Consider the following 20670-nt stretch of genomic DNA (forward strand, 5'->3'; position numbering starts at 1 on the left):
AGGCTGAAGTGCGCTCACATCGGGGACAACGCGGGGCATTTTTCCTGCCCCCCCTTTATATTTATGACAATTCTGTTGCGCCCTTAGGAAGTTGAGCGGCATACGGAGGGTTTAATTGCGCCAGATCAGGCCAAGCCACACCGTGCGTCCAACTTCGGTTTCACGCGCTAACAGGCCAAAGGGCCGTTCGGTAATGCGGCTTGCTTGCGTCAGGTTTTGCACCTCAAAACTGCTCGTCAGGCGCTGCGTTATCTGCCAGCGCGCTTGCAGATCAATCTGGGTGCGGGGCTGGGCGATCACATCGCGATAGGCATATTCACTATCAATCGCAGTGGGAAATTGGCTGACCCAGTGATAGCCAAGCGTGAAGCCAAAGGGCGCGCGGTCATAGCCCAGCATCAGATTGATCGACATTTCGGGCTGGTTTAGAAAAGCATTATACTGACGGTTTTGCGGATCCATGCCTTGTCCTGGCAGGGTGAATTCACTGCCGATAAGGACCGCATTGCCGGAGATCAGCCAGCCCCGCCAGGCTTCGGGCAGGGTGAAATCTAAATCCTTGGCAAAGCTCAGCTCCAGCCCATAAAGCGCCGCACTGGTGAGATTGACCGGCTGGGACAGATTGACCGTAACGGTCTGATCTTTTAACGCGTAATTGGATAACGTGCGACGGTTGATGAAGATCAAGTCACTGATATGTTTGTAAAAAGGTGCTGCCGCGATATAGCTGTGACCCTCGTCAAAATAATACTCAATCGAGGCATCAATATTATCAGACACCTGGGGGCGAATGTTGGGATTGCCGCGCACCAGGCGATAATTTTGTGCGCCATTAACTGGCGGGGACAGCGCTTCACGTGTGGCATAGGTGTTATAGGCGGGCCGGCCTAAAGTGCGGCTATAGCCAAGACGCAAGGTCAATTGATCGGTGACATCCATCCGACCCGCGAGCGAGGGTAACAGCGTTTCATAATGCGAGCGCACATGATGGGGTGTGAATTGCTCGGCATCTTCCGTCACATCTTCAATCGTGGCATCGCGAATGAAGTTATCGACCTTGACCGTCACATCTTCATAGCGCGCGCCGCCGGTCAGGGTGAAAGGGCCTTTTTCCCACCGCGCCAACAGATAGGGCGCGTAGATGTGCTCTGTAAGGGTAAAGTCATCTTGCAGGCTATTGCTGGATCGGTCGATAGTTTTAGGCCGGCCCACCCGGTTCCATTCGGCCAGATGGGGGCTGGGGTCGGTGAGATAGAAGAGCTGCTCACTGGGATGAAAGCCCCGAACCCGTTGGAACAGAAAGCTTGCCGCGCTCAGGCCTGTGCCGGTGCGCCCCTCGACATAGTCCTCATCATAGCGGATATTGCGCAGGGTCAGCGCCAGTCCAGCCTTTAATGACAGCGCGCCTGAAAAGCCTGCAGGCTGATAGCTTAACGCATTGTCGAAGAAGGTAATGCTTTGGCGACTTTCGAAATCGCGATCGCGAATATAATTCTCGCTAATATAGCTGGGATCGGCCAACAGCTCGGGATGCTCAAAGCGCAATTGGGTATGATAAGGCGTGATGTCATAGGTGAAAGCCAGATCAGTGGAGACTTCTTTGAACGCCGACATCACCCGGGTTAGATCGGCACGCGCCTGCGAATAGGACGCCACACTGCGTAGGTGCCAAGTCTGATTAAAATCATGATGAAGTTGGCCGGTGAGAATTAAAGTCTCGCGCTTTTGCGGCTGATAGACGGAGCCGGTTTGGTGCAGCACATAGGGCCATAGCCCCGTCGTGGGGGTTTGGTTGAGCGGCGGTGTGAGCCCGTCTTCGCCGACAAACAAATGCTCAAAACGGTATTCGGTTTCCAGCTCTGAAAACACTCCGCCATAGAGCGTCGCCTCGGTATGATCATTGGGGCGATATTCCAGTTTGGCACTGGCGCTGAACCGTTCGCGGTCATTATCGAAGATAAAGATCTGATTGCGGTGCGCGGCGGGCATGCCATTACTGGTCGCCGGATCAAAGGTCTCTTCGCCTTCATCCGTATAGAAGCGAATGGCATGGCCGATTTCGGCCGGTTTCCATTCATAATTGGTCGAGAAATGGCGCTGATGGGACAGCGCCCCGACCAGGCCCCAGCTTTGATGACGCCCAAAGGTGCGCGTATAGACCAGATCGAAGCGGTCATCTGGGCCATCATCAATCTTATAGCGCCCGGCGGTTGAGTTATGGCCCAGCCCGGCACGCAGGGTGAAGCCGGGCACACTGTCAAAGGCGCTGCGGGTGACCAGATTGAGCTGACCGCTTAAGGCTTGGCCAATTTTATCCGGCGTCATGGCCTTGATGACTTCAAAGCGGATGAGGTTTGAAGGCGGGATAAACTCAATCGTTGAAGCGCGTGAGCCGCCTCCGGTCAAAGCCTCGGAGGCGATGGCCAGCGGCACGCCATCTAAAGTCACAAGGTTATAAGAGGAATCCACCCCGCGAATGACCAGGCTTTCAGCCGTATCCCCAGAGCGGTCATTGGCAATACCCGAGGCCCCCACACTGCTGACCCCGACAATGCGTTGGGCGACCTGCACCGCGGTCAGATCGGGTAAAAGGCCAATTTGATCAAAACTCATCACATCCATCAGACCGTCGGCTTGATACTTGGCCGCGATGGACGATTGATTGAGCAGGCGTGCCCCCATCACCACAATCCGCTCATCATAGGTCGGCATGGAGGCCGCGATGGGCAGGTTTTCAGTCATGGGGCGGGGTGTCGTGACGGGTGCCACGCGGCGCGGTCGCACGACAAAGCCCGCCTCGGTTTCGATCAACTCAATATTTGCATCATTGACGAGGCGGGTTAGCGCATCGAGCGGCGTAAAGTTTCCCTCCAGCGTACGGGACATGCGCCCCTGGGCGAGCCCTGGTGCAATGGCAATGGGCCGATCGGTTTGAGCTGAGAAAACCTGTAGCGCCTCAACCAGAGGCTGGGCCGGAATGACAAATTCAAGCCTAGGGCTTGTCGTTTGGCCAGCGGCGAGGGGGGGTGTGAGCATCCACACCAGGCAAAGACTGAAGATTGTCCCGAACAAGACGTTGAGACGGATCAAATTCCACATGCCCCCTGATTGGCTGTAACCGCGCGGTCATAGCCGTTTGTACGGGGTAATGCATGAATATTATGACATCACAGTGAAGGCGTCAGCGGATCTCAATACGCGTTTCAGTAATGTCGAGCTCTAAATCTTCCAAATCTGAGATCAGGCCCAGGGTTTCTATAGGCTGATCCAGGCGGAATCGCCCGGTCACAGGCAGGTCTGAATGACGCGCGGATACCCAGATGCGTTGCGGGGTATAACGGGCCAGCGTTTCAACGGCCCCTTCTAAGGGCTCATCTTCAAACACGATCCAGCCGGTGCGCCAATCCTCGAGGCTCGCCGGATTAAAGACGCTGACCTGGGGATGAAGACCGGGCAGGATGCGCGTCCACTGACCGGCCTGCAGCATCATCGGGTCTTGGCTTTGATCAAAACTGACAGCGACGACGCCCTCGAAGACTTTGACGATGACATCCTGACCGCGCTGTTCGACATCAAATTCAGTGCCGACCGCGCGTACATCCACGCCTTGGGTGCTGACCACGAAGGGCCGCTCGCGATCGGGAGCAACATCGAAATAGGCTTGGCCTGTGTTCAGGGCTATGGCGCGGCGGTCATCGCTAAAGCTGACATGGATACCCGATTGCGCATTCAAGAGGATGTGCGAGCCATCGTCCAAGGCCACATCCTGGGTCACGCCGGTCAGGCTCGCATAATTCTGGCTTTGCGGCGCATTGTCCGTATCAACTTGCATCATGAAGAGCGCTACCGCGACCATAAGGCTGGCTGCAATCGCTCCGGCAGCCCCCATCCAGGCCCAATGACGGGTGAGCGCGGCAGGTTTGGCGCGTGGTTTAAAGCTGAGAATTTCAGCGCTTGTCTCATTGGGCTCCGCATAAAGCTCTACGGCTGCGGCGATCATAGCCTCATCGCTCCACGTGCCCCCCATGGCCAGGAAGGCTTCACGGCGCTGGGCATTATCGCCAATCCAGGCCGCGCTTTCGCGCGTGCGCTCAGGCTCATCCAGCAAGGCGAGATGCGCTGCGGTTTCCAGCTCCGCTTCGGACAGGGTGCGCCAATGCGCGCGTGATGTGGGGTCAGTGGGTTTATTATTCATCATTATCACCGAAACCGGCCTGATCCATATAGAGCGTCACTTTCACCAGCGCGCTTGCCATATGTTTCTCTACGGATTTTACTGAAATTCCAAGGGCTTTTGCAATCTCTGTGCGCGTTTGACCTTGCACGCGGCGCCGAATGAATACCTCACGCTTCAGCTCGGGCAGGGTTTTTAGCGCCGCTAAAAACACATCCCATTTATGCTTGAAGGCGATCTGATCTTCTAAAATAGGCCCATCATCGGCCAGATTGTCATCAATCTCGGTAACATCCACGCGCCGGGCTTTATAGCGATCCGTGATCGTATTTTGCGCCACTTTGAAGGCATAGGACAAGGGCTTGTCGTCGCGAATCTCGCTTTGGCTCGCTAGAATTTTCGTCAACGTGTCCTGATAGACATCCTCAATATCGCCCTTATTGGCCACACGCCGGGCGATAAAGCCCTTCAGCCTTGCGTCCTGGGCAATGATCTTGGCCACAAAGCGGTGGCGCATTTTATTCAACATAATCTGCACCGCTGGGATCTGGCCTTTTTCGTGTGATCGCGATCTTATAGCTCTTGATACCCCAAAAGGGTTACACCTAAAGACAACGATACAAGGCGTGCCGGCCCCCCATAATAAAGTGTATTCTCTGCACTTTGGGACTTAACCCCAAGCCATATCGCCAGAATATGTCAATTTTTTAAAGGTGGTGCGCGCTTGATCGCGCCCCAAAAAGAAGCTACCGCGCAGGGCCATGTGGTTCAAGCCAGCATGAGGGGCAGCTTGGACTTTGGCTTACAGGTCGGGCGCGGGTCGTGGTTTTCATACGTTTAGGGCAGGGCGCAGAGCCAGAACGCACGCGATCGCGTCAGCTTGATCGCCTCTACCGCCAATGCTGGGATCATTTATGCCGACGCTTGCGCAAAGTCTTTGGCGAAGGTCCTCCCGACCCGGAAGATTTGGCCCAATATGCCTTTGAGCGTTTTGCCGGGCTTGCGGATTTTGACACGATTGATAATCCCAAGGCTTATCTGTTTAAAATCGCCCATAATCAGGGGTTAAACGCTCATAATCGTCAAACGACGGCCCGGCGCTTTGTGGAGCAGGAATTACACGCGCATGGTGTCTCGCTGCAGGATAACCAAAGCGTGGATGGTATCCATCATACGCGCAAGCGCTTGCGTTTAACCTTACAGGCGATTAAAGCGCTGAGCCCCAAACAGCGCGATGTCTTGATCCGTCATCGCATTTATGGCGAAACTTTTGCTGAAATCCGCGCTGATACTGGGATGAGCCAAGGTGATATTTCACGCCAGTTACAAGCCGCGCTCGCGCAGTTACAAGCCGCGAGCCCCTCTGGAGAGGGAAAATGAGCATGACACACGATCTTTACCGCCCAGAGGGTTTTGAGCATGCACGCTCCATCGAAGAAGAGGCGCGCCTGTGGTTGATTGAGATTTACGCGCAGTCTTTAACGCAAGACGTCCAGGCTGGGTTTCGCGACTGGCTCTCACGCTCGCCTGACCATAGTGCCGCTTATGCCCGCTTAGAGCGGAGTTGGCGAGATTTGGTCCTGATTGAGGGCCTTGAAGATCTGACCTCGCATCGGCGCGTGGGACTTGGCGCACGTTTGAAACGGGTCTGGGGCGAACGTCCGATGTCCAGCTGGAATGTGACGGCAGGATTGGCCGGAGCTTTGGCTCTGGTGTGTCTCACGGCGCTCGTGGGTATCTCTATGATAACCGCGTCACGCTCTGTCATAGACTCGCCGCGAACATATATCGCCTATCAAACCGCGATGGGGCAAAGCCGCAGTGTGACTTTAGAGGACGGCAGCATCATCACCCTGGGTGCGGCAACGCATCTGGATGTTCATCTGGGCGTGGAAAGCCGCGATCTGATCCTGCATGAGGGACAAGCCTATTTCGATGTTGCCCGTGATGAGGCCCGCCCTTTCAAAGTGGATGCAGGCAGTGCGCAGATCCGGGTTTTGGGGACTGAATTTGATATTCGCCGCGCGCCGCGCGGTGTTGAAGTGATTGTTGCCGAAGGTGAAGTTGGCGTGCATTCAGTGCATGACCCCAGGGGTGATTTTACACCTGAAAATCCTTTGCGAGCTGGCCAGCAAGTGCGCATCGCACCAGGTGAGCCCGTGAGTCAAGTGATGGAGGCCAATCTGGAAACCGCCTTTGATTGGCGCGAAGGGCGTCTCTCCTATGCGGATGCGCCTTTGGAAGATGTTATCGCGGATCTTAATCGCTATCGCGCGGTGCCGATTATTCTGTCGGGGCGTGAGCTAAGAGATATCCGCGTGACGACGGCCTTTGATATTGCGCGTCAGGACCAGTTTCTGGCCATGGTGATCCGCAGCTATAATCTCAAACAGACCATCACGCCCGATCGCATCCTGCTCTACCGCGAAGTTGCGCGAAACTAACCTAGCGCCGTAGATTTGATGACGAATTGACCTTTGTTCCGTGATGTTTTTGTGAAATGCGCTAAAACTGCGGAATAAAAACCGCTCCCACCTGTCTTGTGTGCGTAAGGGATAATTGTGCGAACGCTTATCCGGGGGATGAAGCCTCGCACCAGCACATGTGAGCGGATGATGACACAGACAAAACGGTTGAAGTTCTGGCTGACCGGCGCGGTTTCGGCCTCAACCTTGATGATGGCGGGCGCAGCTTGGGGGCAAGGCGCGCAAACGCATTTCGATATTCCTGCGCAAGGCTTGGGCCAAGCCCTGACCCAACTTTCCGATCAGGCCGGGATTAGCATTTTTGCGCCCGCTGATTTGGTTGCGGGAAAGCGTGCCCCGGCTTTAAGCGGTACGCACTCAACCCAGGATGCGCTGAATCAGCTGTTGGCGGGTTCCGGCCTGGTCGCGGTTCGCGATGAAAGCGGGGCCGTTTTGATCCGCGCGCGTGAAGAGGCGAGCGCCCCTGTCGCGACACCAACCCGCCAGGCTCAGGCCGATGGTCCGGTTGAAGTCATCACGGTGACGGGTGAGCGCGCCATCAATCTTGCCGACATTGCGCAAAAACGGGCTGTGGATCAAGTTTATGACTCGATCAATGTCGATGAAATCGGGGCCTTGCCAGATTTCAATATTCCTGATGCCTTTCGCCGTGTAGCGGGTGTATCAGCGATCTTTGATGAAGACGAAGGTCAGTTCGTGACGGCACGCGGTATGCCGCTGTCTTACAATTATACGACATTTGATGGCATGGGTGTGGCCACCGTTGGTGGTTTTGGCGATGGCTCGCGCAATGTCAATATGCAGGCGATCCCGCGCACGGCCATTAAGCGCTTAGAGATTTTCAAGACCCATACACCTGATTTGGATTTGGGCTGGATCGGGGGCTATTTCAATGCTGAAACCCGCTCTGCCTTTGACGCGGATGGGCTTTATTTTGTTGGCCGTGGGCAACTGAATTACTACACCATGGATGATGTGCCGAATGTGGCGGATGTCGGCGCGGACCTCAGTGGGACGCTGGGTGGGCGTGCAGAGTTCACATTTTCCAACACGTTCGGGAATAATGACCAATTCGGCATTCTGTTTGCCGGGACGTATTATTATAAAAGTCGTGATCAGTGGAAGTATGAGGAGAATTCAACTCGCCATTTCGGGCCTGATGCCAATAATGATGGTGTAGGGGACATAAATTTCCCAGCCCACTCAAAGCATCTTTATTACACCAATATGCTAGAGCGTTATGGCGCTTTGGTGAAACTGGAATGGCAGCCTTTTGCGAACACCAACCTGTCATGGAGTAACTTTGTATACTCCATGTTTGAAAGCGAAACCCGGATGCAGAATAATCTGCACGGCTTTCATCTCGATACAAAGTATCTAGGGCCAGATGGGTACCCGGTTGCCAATCCGGCGGATACAAAGACAGATTTTTATTTTGATACGCCAACCTCGGGTACGTTCCGTGGTCTTTATGGTAAAATGGCGCTGAACTATTTCCCGAATGATCGCCAGCATTTTGGTTCAATCCTAAATCTTGATCACACTTTTGCGAATGAGGCTGAATTGTCCTTGGCCCTGGGTGTGACCACGGCTCAACATGGCGATGATTTTATTCCTGAGGTTGATTTGCGCACAAAAGAGGTGCTGTCAGGGCGTTGGGAATTGCGCGGTGTGAACCACTATTTTGAGTTGGATGAAGCCTCACGCACATGTTTCTATAGCGAAGCCTGCTACACAAATGTGGCTAATAACAGCTCACGCAGCCGGTATAGCCATGAACGCGTGTGGACCTTGCGCGGTGATTATGACTGGCATACACGCGGTTATGCGGGTTTCGGTTTCAAGCTGGGCTTTGAAGTGCGTGACCTGGATCGCAAGCGCGATAACGAAAAAATCCGCTATGTCCGTCCCAATAATCAGGCTTTGCCCGATGGCTATCTGATCATGACGGATTTTGAGTTGCCTCAGCAACCGGGTCGTCCCGCTGCCTTCATCGACTTGGATGCCTTTAATGCCCGCGCAGACTTCACGATCGATGAAGACAATACCTATCACGAGGGTCTGCAAAACGACTTCAACTATACGGAGCAAGTCCGCGCCGGTTATCTGATGGGCACATATACCGGTGACCGCTTTAAGTTGATCGGCGGTCTTCGTTATGAAGATGTCGATGTGGGGGGCTGGTATTATGCCCGCCGTGATGTTCCAGGACGTGATCTGTTTATTCCTCAAGAGATTGATGGGGGGTATGATTTCCTCAAACCTTCTGCCCTGTTCATGTATGATGTGTCTGAGGATTTGCGTTTTAAAGCGGCTTTCAGTCAGACTTTGGGTCGCCCAAATCCAGATCAGGTGGCAACATCGGGTGAAAAAGTCAGCATCAATGATGTCGGTGAAATGACGGCAGTGACACGCGGCAATCCAGATCTGCGCCCGCGTCAGTCCAATAACTATGACCTCAGCTTGGAATATTTCTTTGATGGAGAGGAGAGCTTGTTCTCTATTGGTTTCTTCCACAAAGATATATCTGACGAAATCGTTCAAACGCTAAAAGTCGAAACCATCGTTTTTGAAGGCGTTGAATACCCCGACGTAGAAGTTAAGCAGCCGCGTAATATCGAAGGCAGCCGTGTGACAGGTATTGAGTCTCAGCTGATTAAAAGTCGGTTGGATTTCTTGCCTGCCCCCTTTGACCGCTTCGGTTTCCGCGGCAATCTGATGTGGACCGATGCTGAATTGCGCGTCCCTGCGGGCGATGACGTCGTCACGCTGGATTATTTGCCTTATCAAGCAGGCTGGGTGGGTAATGCGGCCCTGACCTATTACTGGCCGCAAGGTGTTGAGACGCGTTTGGCTTACTCCTATTTGGGACCACGCCGCACCTCTGCGACAACCAATCTGGGTTCAGACAAGCAATGGGATACGTTCCAAACCTGGGATTTCGCGGTGCGTTATCGCTTGAATGACCAGTTGCGTATCGAGTTTGATGCCAAGAATTTGACCGATGAAAATCGTGAAAGCTATCGCGGGCCTAAGCTGGACCTTCAAGATAGCTATGTCGAATTTGGGCGCTCTTACTATCTCGGTGTGACCTATCGTTACTAAGTCCTGATCCGAGCCTGTGGTCAGGTCACAGGCTCATCCGCTCCGGCGCAATTGCACGAACCCCCTGGGTGATTGCGCCGGAGTACTTTGATAAAATGGTAATTCTTATGCAATTTCAGCTTTGGATGGGTGCTCTGGCGGGCGCGTTTTTGATGTCATCCGGTCTGCAAGCGCAGACCTGTGATGCGGTGTTAGATTTGGATCGCCCGTGTGAGGGACAGGCCCAGGATTTAGCGATGAATGCGGTGCAGGCCATAGGCTCGCATAATAGCTATCACCAGCGTATCCCTCTGCCAGAGCGTCAGTTGATTGATTATTATCGTCCTGATCAGTCCAAAGACTGGGATTATGGCCATGAGAGCCTCAGCGCGCAGTTGTCACGTGGCATGCGCCAGATTGAACTTGATATTTATTATGATCCGCGCGGTGGCAAATACGCTGATCCTTTGGGGCCGCGTTTGAGCGTCAATACACGTGGGTTTCAGCCCTATGATCCGGCCGGAATGGATCAGCCCGGCTTTAAAGTCCTGCATATGCAGGACATTGATGTGCACTCGTCCTGTGCCACTTTGGTGATATGTTTGCGCGAAATTGCGGCCTGGTCTGGGGATAATCCCGATCACATCCCGATCCTGATCATGTTCAATACTAAGCAGCAGGAGATTGAAGATATACCCGGTGTTCAAAGTCCTTTGCGCTTTACCCGGCAGGCTTTTGATGAGCTGGAAGCCGAGATCGCCTCGGTTTTCTCTGAGGATCATATTCTCACGCCCGATGATGTGCGCGGTGAGTTTTCGAGCCTGCGCGAAGCGGTGACGACGCGGGGTTGGCCCAGTCTTAACGAGACACGTGGCCGGGTTTTCTTCTTGATGGATGAGGGCGAGCGGGTGATCAACACCTATATGGGCCGCCAGCATAGTCTTGAAGGCAAGCTGTTATTTGTAAAATCCACCTCTCCAGAAGCCGATCACGCGGCGCTCTTTGTTGAAAATGATCCGGTGCGCCAATTTGATCAAATCCAGGATCTTGTTGCGCGCGGCTTCATCGTACGTACGCGCTCGGATGCGAATTTACGTGAAGCTTATAGCAATGATCGCACGCGGTTAGACGCCGCGCTCAATTCCGGGGCGCAATATGTCACGACCGATCTTTATGTCGCGCGCGAGGATTTAAGCGATTATGTCGTGGCCTTGCCGCAGGGGCAGGTCGCGCGCTGTAATCCCTTGGTGCGCCCGGCGGGGTGCCGCACCGACGCGCCATAATCGGAGGAATGGGCATGGTGATCACAGGTCTTATTGGGCTCGCTTTAAGCGGGGCGCTGGCGAACGCGGATTTTGACGGTCAAACCTGGTTGTGCTCGGGCCAATCGAATATGGCCTATACGCTGGACCGGGGCCGTGACGCGGGCTTTGAATTGCCCGCCGATATGGCCACGCGTTTGGCGCGCGTTGATCTTCGCTTTGCGACCCTGCCTGTGATGACCAGCCTGGAGCCTTTGGCTCCTCACGAAAACCCTCTCCACTGGCGTCCTGTCACGCCCGAAACCATGGGGGAAAGCTCAGCCGTCTGCCTCTTTGCGGCTCTGGACTATGCTGAGGCAACAGGTCAGAGCGTGCGCTATATCGTCAGTGCCTTGGGTGGGTCTCATATTGAACCCTGGCTGCCAGCGCGTGAACTGGCAGACTGGTTCGCGGCCCATCCGGATTGGGATGCCTATATGCGTGACCCTGAAGGGGCTTTGGCGGCTTGGCAGGCAGAGATTGAGCCGGTTATCCTGGCTGAAGATCCTTTAAGTGCCCTGCGGGCCGCAGATCCAGATTATTGGCCCGACACCTCCGCCTGGCCGGTTATTGCGGGGCCTCAGCGCTGGGAAAACACTCAGATTGGTGCGCGCGATGGGGTGGTCTGGTTGGCTCACCGCTTTGATTTAAATGCGCGCGATTTGACCGGGCCTGCCGATCTGGCGCTGGCCACGATTGATGATGTCGATTGGACTTATGTCAATGGTTGCGCGGTTGGGGCCAATTTCATATGGTCGGTTGATCGTCATTATACGGTGGATCCGGCCTGCCTGCGTGAGGGCGAGAATGAAGTCTTGATCCGCGTCTATGATGGCGGGGGAAGTGGCGGGTTGAAAAGCCAGGCCCACCAGCTTTATATCCAGACCCAGGCGGGCCGTCGCATCGCGCTGGCGGGCGATTGGGCCTATCATCTGGGGGCGGAACCGGGCCTGCCGAGCTCCCCATCTGGTTCTGCGCAGACCATCCCGACCGGGCTCTATAATGGCATGATCGCGCCCCTCTTGGATCAGCCTATCGATGCCGTGATCTGGTATCAGGGGGAAGGCAATCGCAATGCCTCCACGCAGGGTGAGTATGCGCAATATCTCAAGGCCTTGATGCGCAGTTGGCGCAGTGATTTTGACGCCCCAGATTTACCCTTCGTGATCGTGCAATTACCCGAATTCGATGCGCAGGGTGATGGTCAAGGCTATCGCTTTGGCAAGATCCGTTTGGCGCAATTTTTGGCGGCAAATAGTGATCCTTATGCCTTCCTTATTTCTGGCCTGGGTGAAGGTGTACTTACGGATATCCATCCTTGGGATAAGACCCAGATCGCGGCGCGTATTGCGGAGGCCTTGCAAGGTCTTTCCGATCATCCCGCGCTTCTCCTCCTCAGCCGTGAAGGCGCGCGGGTGAGCCTCAGCTGCGATGGCGCATTAAGTTTGGAGCCGGGCTTGGTCGCAGACCAAGGCCGTCCTGCGTTTGAACTCTGCCAGGACAGCGAAGTCTGTACGCCGATAGATGTCAGTCTTGAAGGGGGGCAAATTTATCTTCCCAGTGGGGATGCATTACGAGGCGCTTTGACGTATGCGCGTGCGGATTTGCCGGCGCAAAAGCTGATGTGTGCGGGCAGGCCCTTACCCGCGTTTCAATTGCATATTCCTGGATAGGCGGCCACGATGTAAGGGGGGGCATTCTTCGCGGGTCACGCTGATTGTGCCGATTAGTCCAAATATTAGCTCCTCCTTATTGACTATCTAAACCTTAATCTTAGCGGCCTTGGCTAGGCCAAGGGAAGGTGCTTATAAAGACGTATCTATAACACCTTCGTGATGGCGGGTCAGCGCGTTAACGAAGACAAGGCAGGGGAAAAAGATGCGTCTGATTTTTACGGGAATGGCTGCGCTTTGCATCAATGGTCTGGCAAGCGCGCAAGGGGTTGAGGGCGTCGTGCTGGGTCAATCGCGCGCGGATCTAGAGCGCGCTTTAACTGGTCAGTGCGCGGAGCGTGAAGATATCGCAATTGACCCCACAAACTTCCCCTTTGCCAGGATGTCCGAGCATCATATCCGCTGTCAGGCTCAAGACCGGGAAATCATGTATACCCTCTGCGATGATGCGCTGGTGCAGGTCGAAGTGCGCGGGATTATTCAAGATATATTGCCTGCAAACAATCCTGACTATGTGCTTGATCATCTACAGATTTATTTTGATCCGGTTCTCATTCATGACACGCAAACCTCGCGGCTTTTGTACTTGAAAGAGTTGGAGCTCGCGACCAGTCTTCCCTTCTGGAGTAACCCGGCCTGGCAGGGTGAGCCTACGCACCAAAGTGCAGATTGGCACCTGCCTGATGGCCTGGTTTGGGGGGCCTCTATCGCGGAGATTGAAGCCAGTTTTGCTGATCGCTGTGCGGTGATTGACGTGCAGGCGATAGATGAGGTTTGGTTGATGACCCAGCCGAGCCGTCAAGATCAAATGAATTGCTATGGCTTTGATTTGGCGAACTATCCCCGCAAGATCGAATTTGTGTTCGGTGATGGTGCGTTGGAGCAGATTTGGCTTTTGTTAGGACCGGGCGATGTTGAACGTGCACGTGCGGCGTATACTGAGATCTATGGCGCGCCGGTTTTCGAGAATGAGCAATATATAGGTTTTGACAATTTGGATGTCATCATCCGCAAGGATAAGTCGGAGCTGCTCCTGGGATCGCCGCGCTTGCGCGCGATTTGGCGCGAAGAATTTCTTTAGAGCTTTAGGACGCTGATCCATCTCAGGTCTATTCGCTGCACCTTAAGGGGTGTGGTTTGAATGCATCACAATTAACGGTGTGCCGCAATATTACGAGCGCGGAGTGTGTCTTTTAGTCTCTGATTTATTTGGTAATTATTGCATCGCAGCAAAAAGATATACAATCTGCGATTTTTAGGGTTGCCAGAATTTAAAACCGCATCGATAGTTTTAGCGAAATTTTTGAAGGGCCAAATTCACCATGCAAGCCGCTGCGCTGACATTGCCGGTACGTCTCAACACCATCCTCGATGGTGCACGCGTACTCGTGTCTGTGCCGCTGGCTCCGCTTGGCCTCCTCCTCGTCCTCGTCATTATTAGCTCCATATCGGGAGCGGCGATCGCGCCTGCCTAGGCTAACCAGCAAACAAGGCAGACACGAAAAACCCCGCTCCCGAAAGGAGCGGGGTTTTTCGTGTTGTCTCAACGGAAAATACCACCATGACAACACCGCCAAGTAAAAATTCTGACCGCATCACCTTGGGCCCTGCACGGGCCCCGGCGCGCGCTATGCTGCGCGCTACAGGTATGAAAGATGAAGACTTTTCAAAGCCTATGGTCGCCGTGGTCAATACCTGGACCACGGTCACACCGTGCAATATGCACCTGGCGGATTTGGCAGAACCCGCGCGTGCGGCCATCCACGCGGCGGGCGGTGTGCCGGTGGATTTCAACACGGTCGTGGTGTCCGATGGGGTGACCATGGGCACCGAAGGCATGCGCGCTTCGCTCATCTCGCGCGATGTGATCGCCGATTCGATCGAACTCGCGGTGCGCGGGCATAGCCTGGACGGCGTTCTGATTCTGGTCGGCTGTGATAAGACGATCCCGGCCGCGGCCATGGCCTTGGCGCGCATGGATGTGCCAGGCTGCATCTTTTATGGCGGCACGATCATGCCGGGCCAGTTGAGTGAAAAAGCTGTTTCTATTCAAGATGTTTTCGAAGCGGTTGGGGCTCACGCCTGCGGCGCGATGACCGAGAATGAGCTGGCGGAGGTTGAAAAAGCGGCCTGTCCGGGGGCTGGGGCCTGTGGCGGGCAATTTACCGCCAACACCATGGCTATGGCTTTGACTTTGCTAGGCTTATCGCCCATGGGGCTGAATGATATTCCCGCACGCCACCCGGATAAGCCTGCCGCGGCGGCGGCTTGTGGTCGCTTGGCGGTGGAGCTGGCGATGGCGGGCACGGGTGCGCGCCAATTCATCACCCAAGCCTCGCTTTACAATGCGGTTTTGGGGGCTTGCGCCAGTGGGGGGTCCACTAATGCTGCCCTTCATATCGCCGCCATCGCGGCCGAGGCGGGCGTAGACTTTTCCATCGACCAATTTGACACCGGGTCAAGTGAAGTCCCTGTGATCACAGATCTTAAGCCCGGTGGGCGGTTTCTCGCGCACCATATGTTCTTGGCTGGGGGCACACGCCTGTTCACCCAGCGTTTGGTGGAGGCGGGCAAGCTGGCCGATACCGCAACGGTGACCGGCAAGAGCCTGTTTGAAGAAGCGCTAAGCGCAGTGGAAAGCCAAAACCAGCGCGTGATCTACACCGTGGCCAATCCGGTAAAGCCAGATGGCGGTTTCCGGGTGCTCTATGGCGATCTTGCCACTGAGGGCGCGGTTTTGAAGCTGTCTGGCCATTCGCGCAAATCCTTTGAAGGACCCGCGCGGGTGTTTGAACGCGAGGAAGATGCCTTCCATGCCGTTGAAACCAATCAGATTAAAGCGGGGGATGTGGTCATCATCCGCAATGAAGGTCCCAAGGGTGGCCCTGGCATGCGCGAGATGTTGGGCGTTACCGCGGCTCTGGTCGGCCAAGGCTTGAGTGAAGATGTCGCCCTGATCACCGATGGCCGGTTTTCCGGCGCATCCAAAGGCTTCGTGATCGGTCATGTCAGCCCAGAGGCCTGCGCCGGCGGCGCGATTGGCCTGCTGCGCGATGGCGACATGATCCGCATCAATGTGGCGGATCGCCGGATTGATACCGATGCCGATTTAGAAGCGCGCCGCGTGGGCTGGACGCCGCCTTCGCCCAATCCCATGGGCGGGGTCTTCGAAAAATATGCCCGTCTCGTCTCGTCTGCTTCGCATGGCGCAACGACGACAGCTCGTGCGCAAAATTCCCACACCGACACGGTCAAAGCCCGTGCCTAACAACAAAAATTATCATGTTTTTTCAGGAGTAAACCGATGACTGAGACCTCCCAATCTTCTGCCCTGCGTCGTAGCGATTTTGAGGTGGATACCGCCGCCTTCAAAGGCCAGACCGTCGCCGTGATCGGCTATGGCAGCCAGGGCCGCGCCCATGCCATGAATATGAAAGAGTCTGGCTGCAACGTCGTTGTGGGCGTGCGCGCCGGTGGGGCCGGGGCGGCCCGTGCCAAGGCCGATGGCCTGGCCACCGCTGAGCCCGCCGAAGCGGCGAAAATGGCCAAGGTCGTGGCGATCCTGACCCCGGATATGAGCCATGAAGCCCTGTATCGCGAGCAGATTGCCCCAAATTTGAGCGCGGGCGACACGGTCCTCTTCGCCCATGGCTTTTCAGTCCACTTTGGCCGGGTTCAACCTGCGCCGGATGTCAATGTGGTGATGGTGGCCCCCAAAGGGCCGGGCGATTTGGTGCGCCGTGAGTATGAACGCGGGCGTGGTGTGCCTTGCCTGTTCGCGGTCTATCAGGACGCCGATGGCAAGGCGCGCGAAACCGCACTCGCCTACACCGCCTGCATCGGCGGGACCAATGCCGGGGTGATCGAAACCAGCTTTGCCGAGGAAACCGAAACCGATCTGTTCGGCGAACAGGCTGTTCTATGCGGCGGCGCGACCGAGCTGGTTCTGGCCGGGTATGAAACCCTGGTTGAGGCCGGGTATCAGCCTGAAGTGGCGTATTTTGAATGCCTGCATGAGCTGAAGCTGATCGTTGACCTCCTTTATGAGGGTGGGCTCTCGAAAATGCATGAATTCATTTCCGAAACCGCGAAATACGGCGATTTGCGCTCTGGTCCGCGCGTCATCAATGACGAGACCCGCGCGCGCATGCGTGAGGTGTTGAAGGACATCCAGGACGGCACATTTGCCCGTGATTGGATCACCGAAAACCAAGCCGGCAAGCCACAATATAACGCCTTGCTGCGCAAGGATCTGGACCATCCGATCGAGCATACCGGCGCGCGTCTGCGTGCGGATATGCCGTGGCTGCAGCCCGGCGCGAACGCGCACTAACCCTGTCAGCAAAAGGAGCATATGCCATGACGGCCCTGAGCGCGAGCTTAACCCCGACGACGACTTCAGCCACTAAGACCGGTGCGCAATGGGTCGTTTGGGCGCTGGAACAGCGTGGTGTCACGCGTATTTTCGGCTATCCCGGTGGGGCCGTCATGCCCATCTATGATGCCCTTGTGGGCTCGGAGCTTGAGCACATTCTGGTGCGCCATGAACAGGGCGCGAGCTTTGCCGCCGATGCCCAAGCGCGTCTGACGAAAAAGGCCGGTGTGTGCCTGGCCACCTCGGGGCCTGGGGCCACCAATTTGCTGACCGGAATTGCCAATGCCTTTATGGACTCGGTGCCGATGGTGATCTTGACCGGCCAGGTGCCCACCGGGGTGATGGGCACCGACGCTTTTCAAGAGGTGGATATCTTCGGCATGTCCTTGCCGGTGGTCAAACACTCCATGATCGTGCGCGATGCTGCGCGCATCCCCCAGACCATCCATGAAGCGTTTGATATTGCTGAAAGCGGACGGCCCGGACCGGTTTTAATTGATCTACCTAAGGATATTTTACAGGCCAGCGTTGCGACCTATCCGATTGAGCCCTCTCACTTTGCCCAGCCCTTGCGCGCCCCCGATCTGGAGGCTTTGGCCGAAGCGAGCGCGATGATCAAAGCCGCGCGCCGTCCGGTATTCTATATGGGCGGCGGCATTGCCCTGGGCGGAGCGGTTGAGGCCGTGCGCGCCTTTATGGCGCAAACCGGCATCCCTTCGGTCGCCACATTGAAGGGGTTGGGTGCGCCTGATCCTGATGCGCCGCATTTCCTGGGCATGTTGGGCATGCATGGTACGCGCGCGGCGAATATGGCCGTGCAGGAAAGCGATTTATTGATCTGCTGCGGGGCGCGATTTGATGACCGTGCGACGGGGCGTTTGGATGGTTTTGCCCCTGATGCCCGGGTCATCCATATGGATGGCGATCCCAGCGAAATTGGTAAGCTGCGCGTAGCAGATATTGCCTTGGCCGGTGATCTAAAGGCGGGCTTGAAAGGCTTAAAGCCAGGCTATCTTGCCATTCAGGACTGGCGACAAACCTGTCAGGAGCGCAAGGCCAAGCACGCCTTTTCTTATGATGCGCCGGGTAATGGCGTCTACGCCCCGGCCTTGTTGAAGCAAATCTCTGAAGCGGCGGGCGATGATTTCATCGTGGCCTGCGATGTGGGCCAGCACCAGATGTGGGTGGCTCAGCATTGCCGCTTTCCGCGTCCCGAAGCGCATTTGACCAGCGCGGGTCTGGGCGCGATGGGCTATGGCCTGCCTGCGGGTCTAGGCGCAGCGCTCACCGCCCCGGATGCCAAGGTTTTTACCGTATCGGGCGATGGCTCGATCATGATGAATATCCAGGAATTGGCGACGGCGCGTCGCTATAATATCCCTATACGGATTGTTTTGCTGGATAATGGCTCTCTGGGCCTGGTGCGCCAGTGGCAGGAATATTTCTTCGATCGCAATTTCTCTGAGATCGACCTTTACGACAATCCCGATTTTGCCGAGGTCGCACGCGCCTTCGGCGTTGAAGCCTTCAGCGTTCATAGCCGGGATCAGATCCCGGCCGCGATAGAGCGCTTGATGGCGGCCAAGGGGCCGATCCTGGCCCATGTGCTGATTGATCCCAATGAAAATGTCTGGCCGCTGGTGCCGCCAGGCGCAACCAACACTCAAATGATGGAGCATTAAAAATGACGATTATTCAGATTGATATGATTGAGCGCGAAGGCGCGTTACAGCGAATTATTGGCTTGATTGAGCGCCGGGGTTTTTCGATCCAGACGCTCGATAAGTCAGCGCCGATGCAAGGCCTGACGACGTTGAAACTGGAGGTCGCCGCGCGTGGAAGCCTGCGCACGGTCGACGTTTTGGTGCGCCAGATCGCGCGTCTGTTTGACGTGTACGCGGTCTCCACCCTCCAACCCATGCCTCATGTAATGGCCCATCAGACGGCCTTACCCCCTGGGAGTTTATCATGTCGAACGCTCGCCTAGATGCCGATCAAACCCAAGCCCAAGAGACCTTAAAAGTGCTGGACACCACGCTGCGCGATGGAGAACAAGCGCCCGGATTTTCAATGACCCCGGCGCAGAAGATGGAAATGGCCCATCTTCTCGAACGCTTGCGCGTGGATGTAATTGAGGCGGGCTTTGCCGCCGCCTCGCCCGGTGATCATGCCGCCATTCGCGCGATCGCCGAAGCCGTGGAGACAACCGCCGTGTGTTCGCTGGCGCGCGCCACCGTGCGCGATATTGATGCCGCCGCCAGCGCTTTGGAACCGGCGCGCAAAAGCCGGGTGCATATCCTGCTCGCGACCAGCCCGATCCACCGCGAGGCCAAGTTGAAAATGACCCGGCTGCAGGTGTTAGAGACTTTGACAAAGGCGCTGACCCATGCGCGGGCTTTATTTGATGAGGTGGAGTTTTCCGCCGAAGATGGTCTGCGCACCGAGCCTGACTTTCTGGTCGAAGCGCTTAATTGCGCCGCCGAAGCGGGCGCAGATGTTTTGAGCATTCCTGATACCGTCGGCTTTAGCGAGCCGGGCGAGGTCGAGGCGCTTTATCGTCGCCTCAGCGCGGAGGTGAAGCGCTCCGCCCATGTGATTTTATCCGCCCACTGTCATAACGATCTGGGTCTGGCGGTCTCTAATACCTTGGCTGCGGTCAAGGGCGGGGCGCGCCAGATCGAGTGCACGATCAATGGCATTGGTGAGCGTGCGGGCAATTGCTCGCTCGAAGAAGCGGTCATGGCCTTGAAAGTGCGTGCGGACTTGTTCCCCGTCACGACGCGCATTGACACCACCCAGCTATGGCCGACCAGCCAGCGTCTGTCTCGCCTTACCGGGGCGGCGCTGGCCCCCAATAAGGCCGTTGTCGGCAAAAACGCCTTCGCCCATGAAGCCGGTATCCACCAGCATGGCATGCTGGCCGACCGGCGCACCTATGAAATCATGACCCCGCAAAGCGTCGGCGCGCCGGGCTCTAAATTGGTGCTGGGTAAGCATTCAGGTAAGCATGCCTTGACCCAACGCCTGACCGCTTTGGGCTATTCTGTCGAAGGGGCGGATTTGGACCGCGTTTTCGAAGGTTTCAAAACGCTGGCCGATGTGCAAGGCGATGTCAGCGATAGCGATCTGTTGGCACTGCTCAACACAAGTGATGCGCTGGGTCAGTGGAGTGTCACGCGCCTGGAATTGCGCTCCACCCTGGGGCCTAAGCCCCAGCATTATGCCCGATTGGAGCTGGAGCATCCCGAACGCGGGCGCCTGAGCGATATTGCGCGCGGCGATGATGCGATGAGCGCAGTGTTTCATGCAGCCGAGCGCCTGTTGGGGCAGAGCTTTACCGTCACCAGCCTCGATACGCGTATGGTGAGCCATGGCGAAAGCCCGATGGTTCTGGCCGAGCTGGATTTAGAGCTTGAGGGCGTGCGTCATTCTGGCCGGGCGCGTGGCCCGGATGCGCTCAGCGCCGCGCTTAAGGCCTTGCTGGCGACTTTGTCACGCACCCAGCCACCACCCACTACTACACCGACACCCACCCATCACGAACGCAGCCCGGCGATGGCCGGGTAAAGGGGACATC

The 20670-nt window shown here is 56.0% G+C and carries 14 protein-coding genes; 11 read left to right on the forward strand and 3 right to left on the reverse strand.

The genetic code is table 11. From position 1 onward, the window contains the following. Positions 1–111: 111 nt before the first annotated feature. The 3 genes from H151_RS0106190 to H151_RS0106200 all read right to left on the reverse strand — a co-directional run bounded on the left by H151_RS0106190 (position 112) and on the right by H151_RS0106200 (position 4703). Positions 112–3036, reverse strand: a complete 2925-nt coding sequence (locus H151_RS0106190) for a TonB-dependent receptor (RefSeq protein ID WP_169336717.1) — start codon at positions 3034–3036, stop codon at positions 112–114. A gap of 145 nt (positions 3037–3181) precedes the next feature. Next, positions 3182–4195, reverse strand: a complete 1014-nt coding sequence (locus H151_RS16935) for a FecR family protein (protein ID WP_169336718.1) — start codon at positions 4193–4195, stop codon at positions 3182–3184. Continuing rightward, the gene (locus H151_RS0106200; RefSeq protein WP_019960780.1) at positions 4188–4703 is read right to left on the reverse strand and encodes an RNA polymerase sigma factor; all 516 of its coding nucleotides are present in this window, start codon (positions 4701–4703) and stop codon (positions 4188–4190) included. The genes H151_RS16935 and H151_RS0106200 overlap by 8 nt, the downstream gene beginning before the upstream one ends. Positions 4704–4996: 293 nt before the next feature. On the opposite strand from H151_RS0106200, the gene H151_RS15650 reads away from it, so the two are divergent. The 11 genes from H151_RS15650 (at position 4997) to H151_RS0106265 (ending at position 20660) form a co-directional block, all read left to right on the forward strand. Next, positions 4997–5554, forward strand: a complete 558-nt coding sequence (locus H151_RS15650; RefSeq protein ID WP_019960782.1) for an RNA polymerase sigma factor — start codon at positions 4997–4999, stop codon at positions 5552–5554. Positions 5555–5556: 2 nt separating this feature from the next. Beyond that, positions 5557–6618, forward strand: a complete 1062-nt coding sequence (locus H151_RS16940; protein WP_051088957.1) for a FecR family protein — start codon at positions 5557–5559, stop codon at positions 6616–6618. A 171-nt stretch (positions 6619–6789) separates the two neighbouring features. After that, the gene (locus H151_RS0106220) at positions 6790–9765 is read left to right on the forward strand and encodes a TonB-dependent receptor (protein ID WP_169336719.1); all 2976 of its coding nucleotides are present in this window, start codon (positions 6790–6792) and stop codon (positions 9763–9765) included. A gap of 107 nt (positions 9766–9872) precedes the next feature. Beyond that, positions 9873–11027 carry a phosphatidylinositol-specific phospholipase C1-like protein gene (locus H151_RS15660; RefSeq protein ID WP_019960785.1) on the forward strand — a complete coding sequence of 385 codons (1155 nt, stop codon included), beginning with the start codon at positions 9873–9875 and terminating at the stop codon, positions 11025–11027. Between the two features lie 14 nt (positions 11028–11041). Beyond that, positions 11042–12718: a sialate O-acetylesterase gene (locus H151_RS0106230; protein WP_019960786.1), complete on the forward strand. Its 1677-nt coding sequence runs from the start codon at positions 11042–11044 to the stop codon at positions 12716–12718. 205 nt (positions 12719–12923) lie between these two features. Further along, positions 12924–13799, forward strand: coding sequence for a hypothetical protein (locus H151_RS0106235; RefSeq protein ID WP_019960787.1), 876 nt, complete (start codon positions 12924–12926; stop codon positions 13797–13799). 480 nt (positions 13800–14279) lie between these two features. Then, positions 14280–15986: a dihydroxy-acid dehydratase gene (locus tag H151_RS15665; protein ID WP_019960789.1), complete on the forward strand. Its 1707-nt coding sequence runs from the start codon at positions 14280–14282 to the stop codon at positions 15984–15986. Positions 15987–16022: 36 nt separating this feature from the next. Then, a complete protein-coding gene (ilvC, locus tag H151_RS0106250; RefSeq protein ID WP_019960790.1) occupies positions 16023–17051 on the forward strand; it encodes a ketol-acid reductoisomerase in 1029 nt (342 codons plus the stop codon). Between the two features lie 26 nt (positions 17052–17077). After that, entirely contained in the window at positions 17078–18775 is a 1698-nt protein-coding gene (gene ilvG / locus H151_RS0106255) for an acetolactate synthase 2 catalytic subunit (RefSeq protein WP_019960791.1), read from the forward strand. 2 nt (positions 18776–18777) lie between these two features. Further along, the gene (locus H151_RS15670; RefSeq protein WP_019960792.1) at positions 18778–19080 is read left to right on the forward strand and encodes an ACT domain-containing protein; all 303 of its coding nucleotides are present in this window, start codon (positions 18778–18780) and stop codon (positions 19078–19080) included. Continuing rightward, positions 19062–20660, forward strand: coding sequence for a 2-isopropylmalate synthase (locus tag H151_RS0106265; protein ID WP_019960793.1), 1599 nt, complete (start codon positions 19062–19064; stop codon positions 20658–20660). Before H151_RS15670 ends, H151_RS0106265 begins: the two co-directional genes overlap by 19 nt. The last annotated feature ends 10 nt before the right edge of the window (positions 20661–20670 follow it).

It is taken from the genome of Woodsholea maritima DSM 17123 (assembly GCF_000382325.1).
GTDB lineage: Bacteria > Pseudomonadota > Alphaproteobacteria > Caulobacterales > Maricaulaceae > Woodsholea > Woodsholea maritima.

Bases quoted from the DNA above. Each gene is read 5' to 3' on its own strand.
- H151_RS0106190 (WP_169336717.1), bottom strand. From the start codon at position 3,036: ATGCTCACACCCCCCCTCGCCGCTGGCCAAACGACAAGCCCTAGGCTT.
- H151_RS16935 (WP_169336718.1), bottom strand. From the start codon at position 4,195: ATGAATAATAAACCCACTGACCCCACATCACGCGCGCATTGGCGCACC.
- H151_RS0106200 (WP_019960780.1), bottom strand. From the start codon at position 4,703: ATGTTGAATAAAATGCGCCACCGCTTTGTGGCCAAGATCATTGCCCAG.
- H151_RS16940 (WP_051088957.1), top strand. From the start codon at position 5,557: ATGACACACGATCTTTACCGCCCAGAGGGTTTTGAGCATGCACGCTCC.
- H151_RS0106220 (WP_169336719.1), top strand. From the start codon at position 6,790: ATGACACAGACAAAACGGTTGAAGTTCTGGCTGACCGGCGCGGTTTCG.
- H151_RS15660 (WP_019960785.1), top strand. From the start codon at position 9,873: ATGCAATTTCAGCTTTGGATGGGTGCTCTGGCGGGCGCGTTTTTGATG.
- H151_RS0106230 (WP_019960786.1), top strand. From the start codon at position 11,042: ATGGTGATCACAGGTCTTATTGGGCTCGCTTTAAGCGGGGCGCTGGCG.
- H151_RS0106235 (WP_019960787.1), top strand. From the start codon at position 12,924: ATGCGTCTGATTTTTACGGGAATGGCTGCGCTTTGCATCAATGGTCTG.
- H151_RS15665 (WP_019960789.1), top strand. From the start codon at position 14,280: ATGACAACACCGCCAAGTAAAAATTCTGACCGCATCACCTTGGGCCCT.
- ilvC (WP_019960790.1), top strand. From the start codon at position 16,023: ATGACTGAGACCTCCCAATCTTCTGCCCTGCGTCGTAGCGATTTTGAG.
- ilvG (WP_019960791.1), top strand. From the start codon at position 17,078: ATGACGGCCCTGAGCGCGAGCTTAACCCCGACGACGACTTCAGCCACT.
- H151_RS15670 (WP_019960792.1), top strand. From the start codon at position 18,778: ATGACGATTATTCAGATTGATATGATTGAGCGCGAAGGCGCGTTACAG.
- H151_RS0106265 (WP_019960793.1), top strand. From the start codon at position 19,062: ATGTCGAACGCTCGCCTAGATGCCGATCAAACCCAAGCCCAAGAGACC.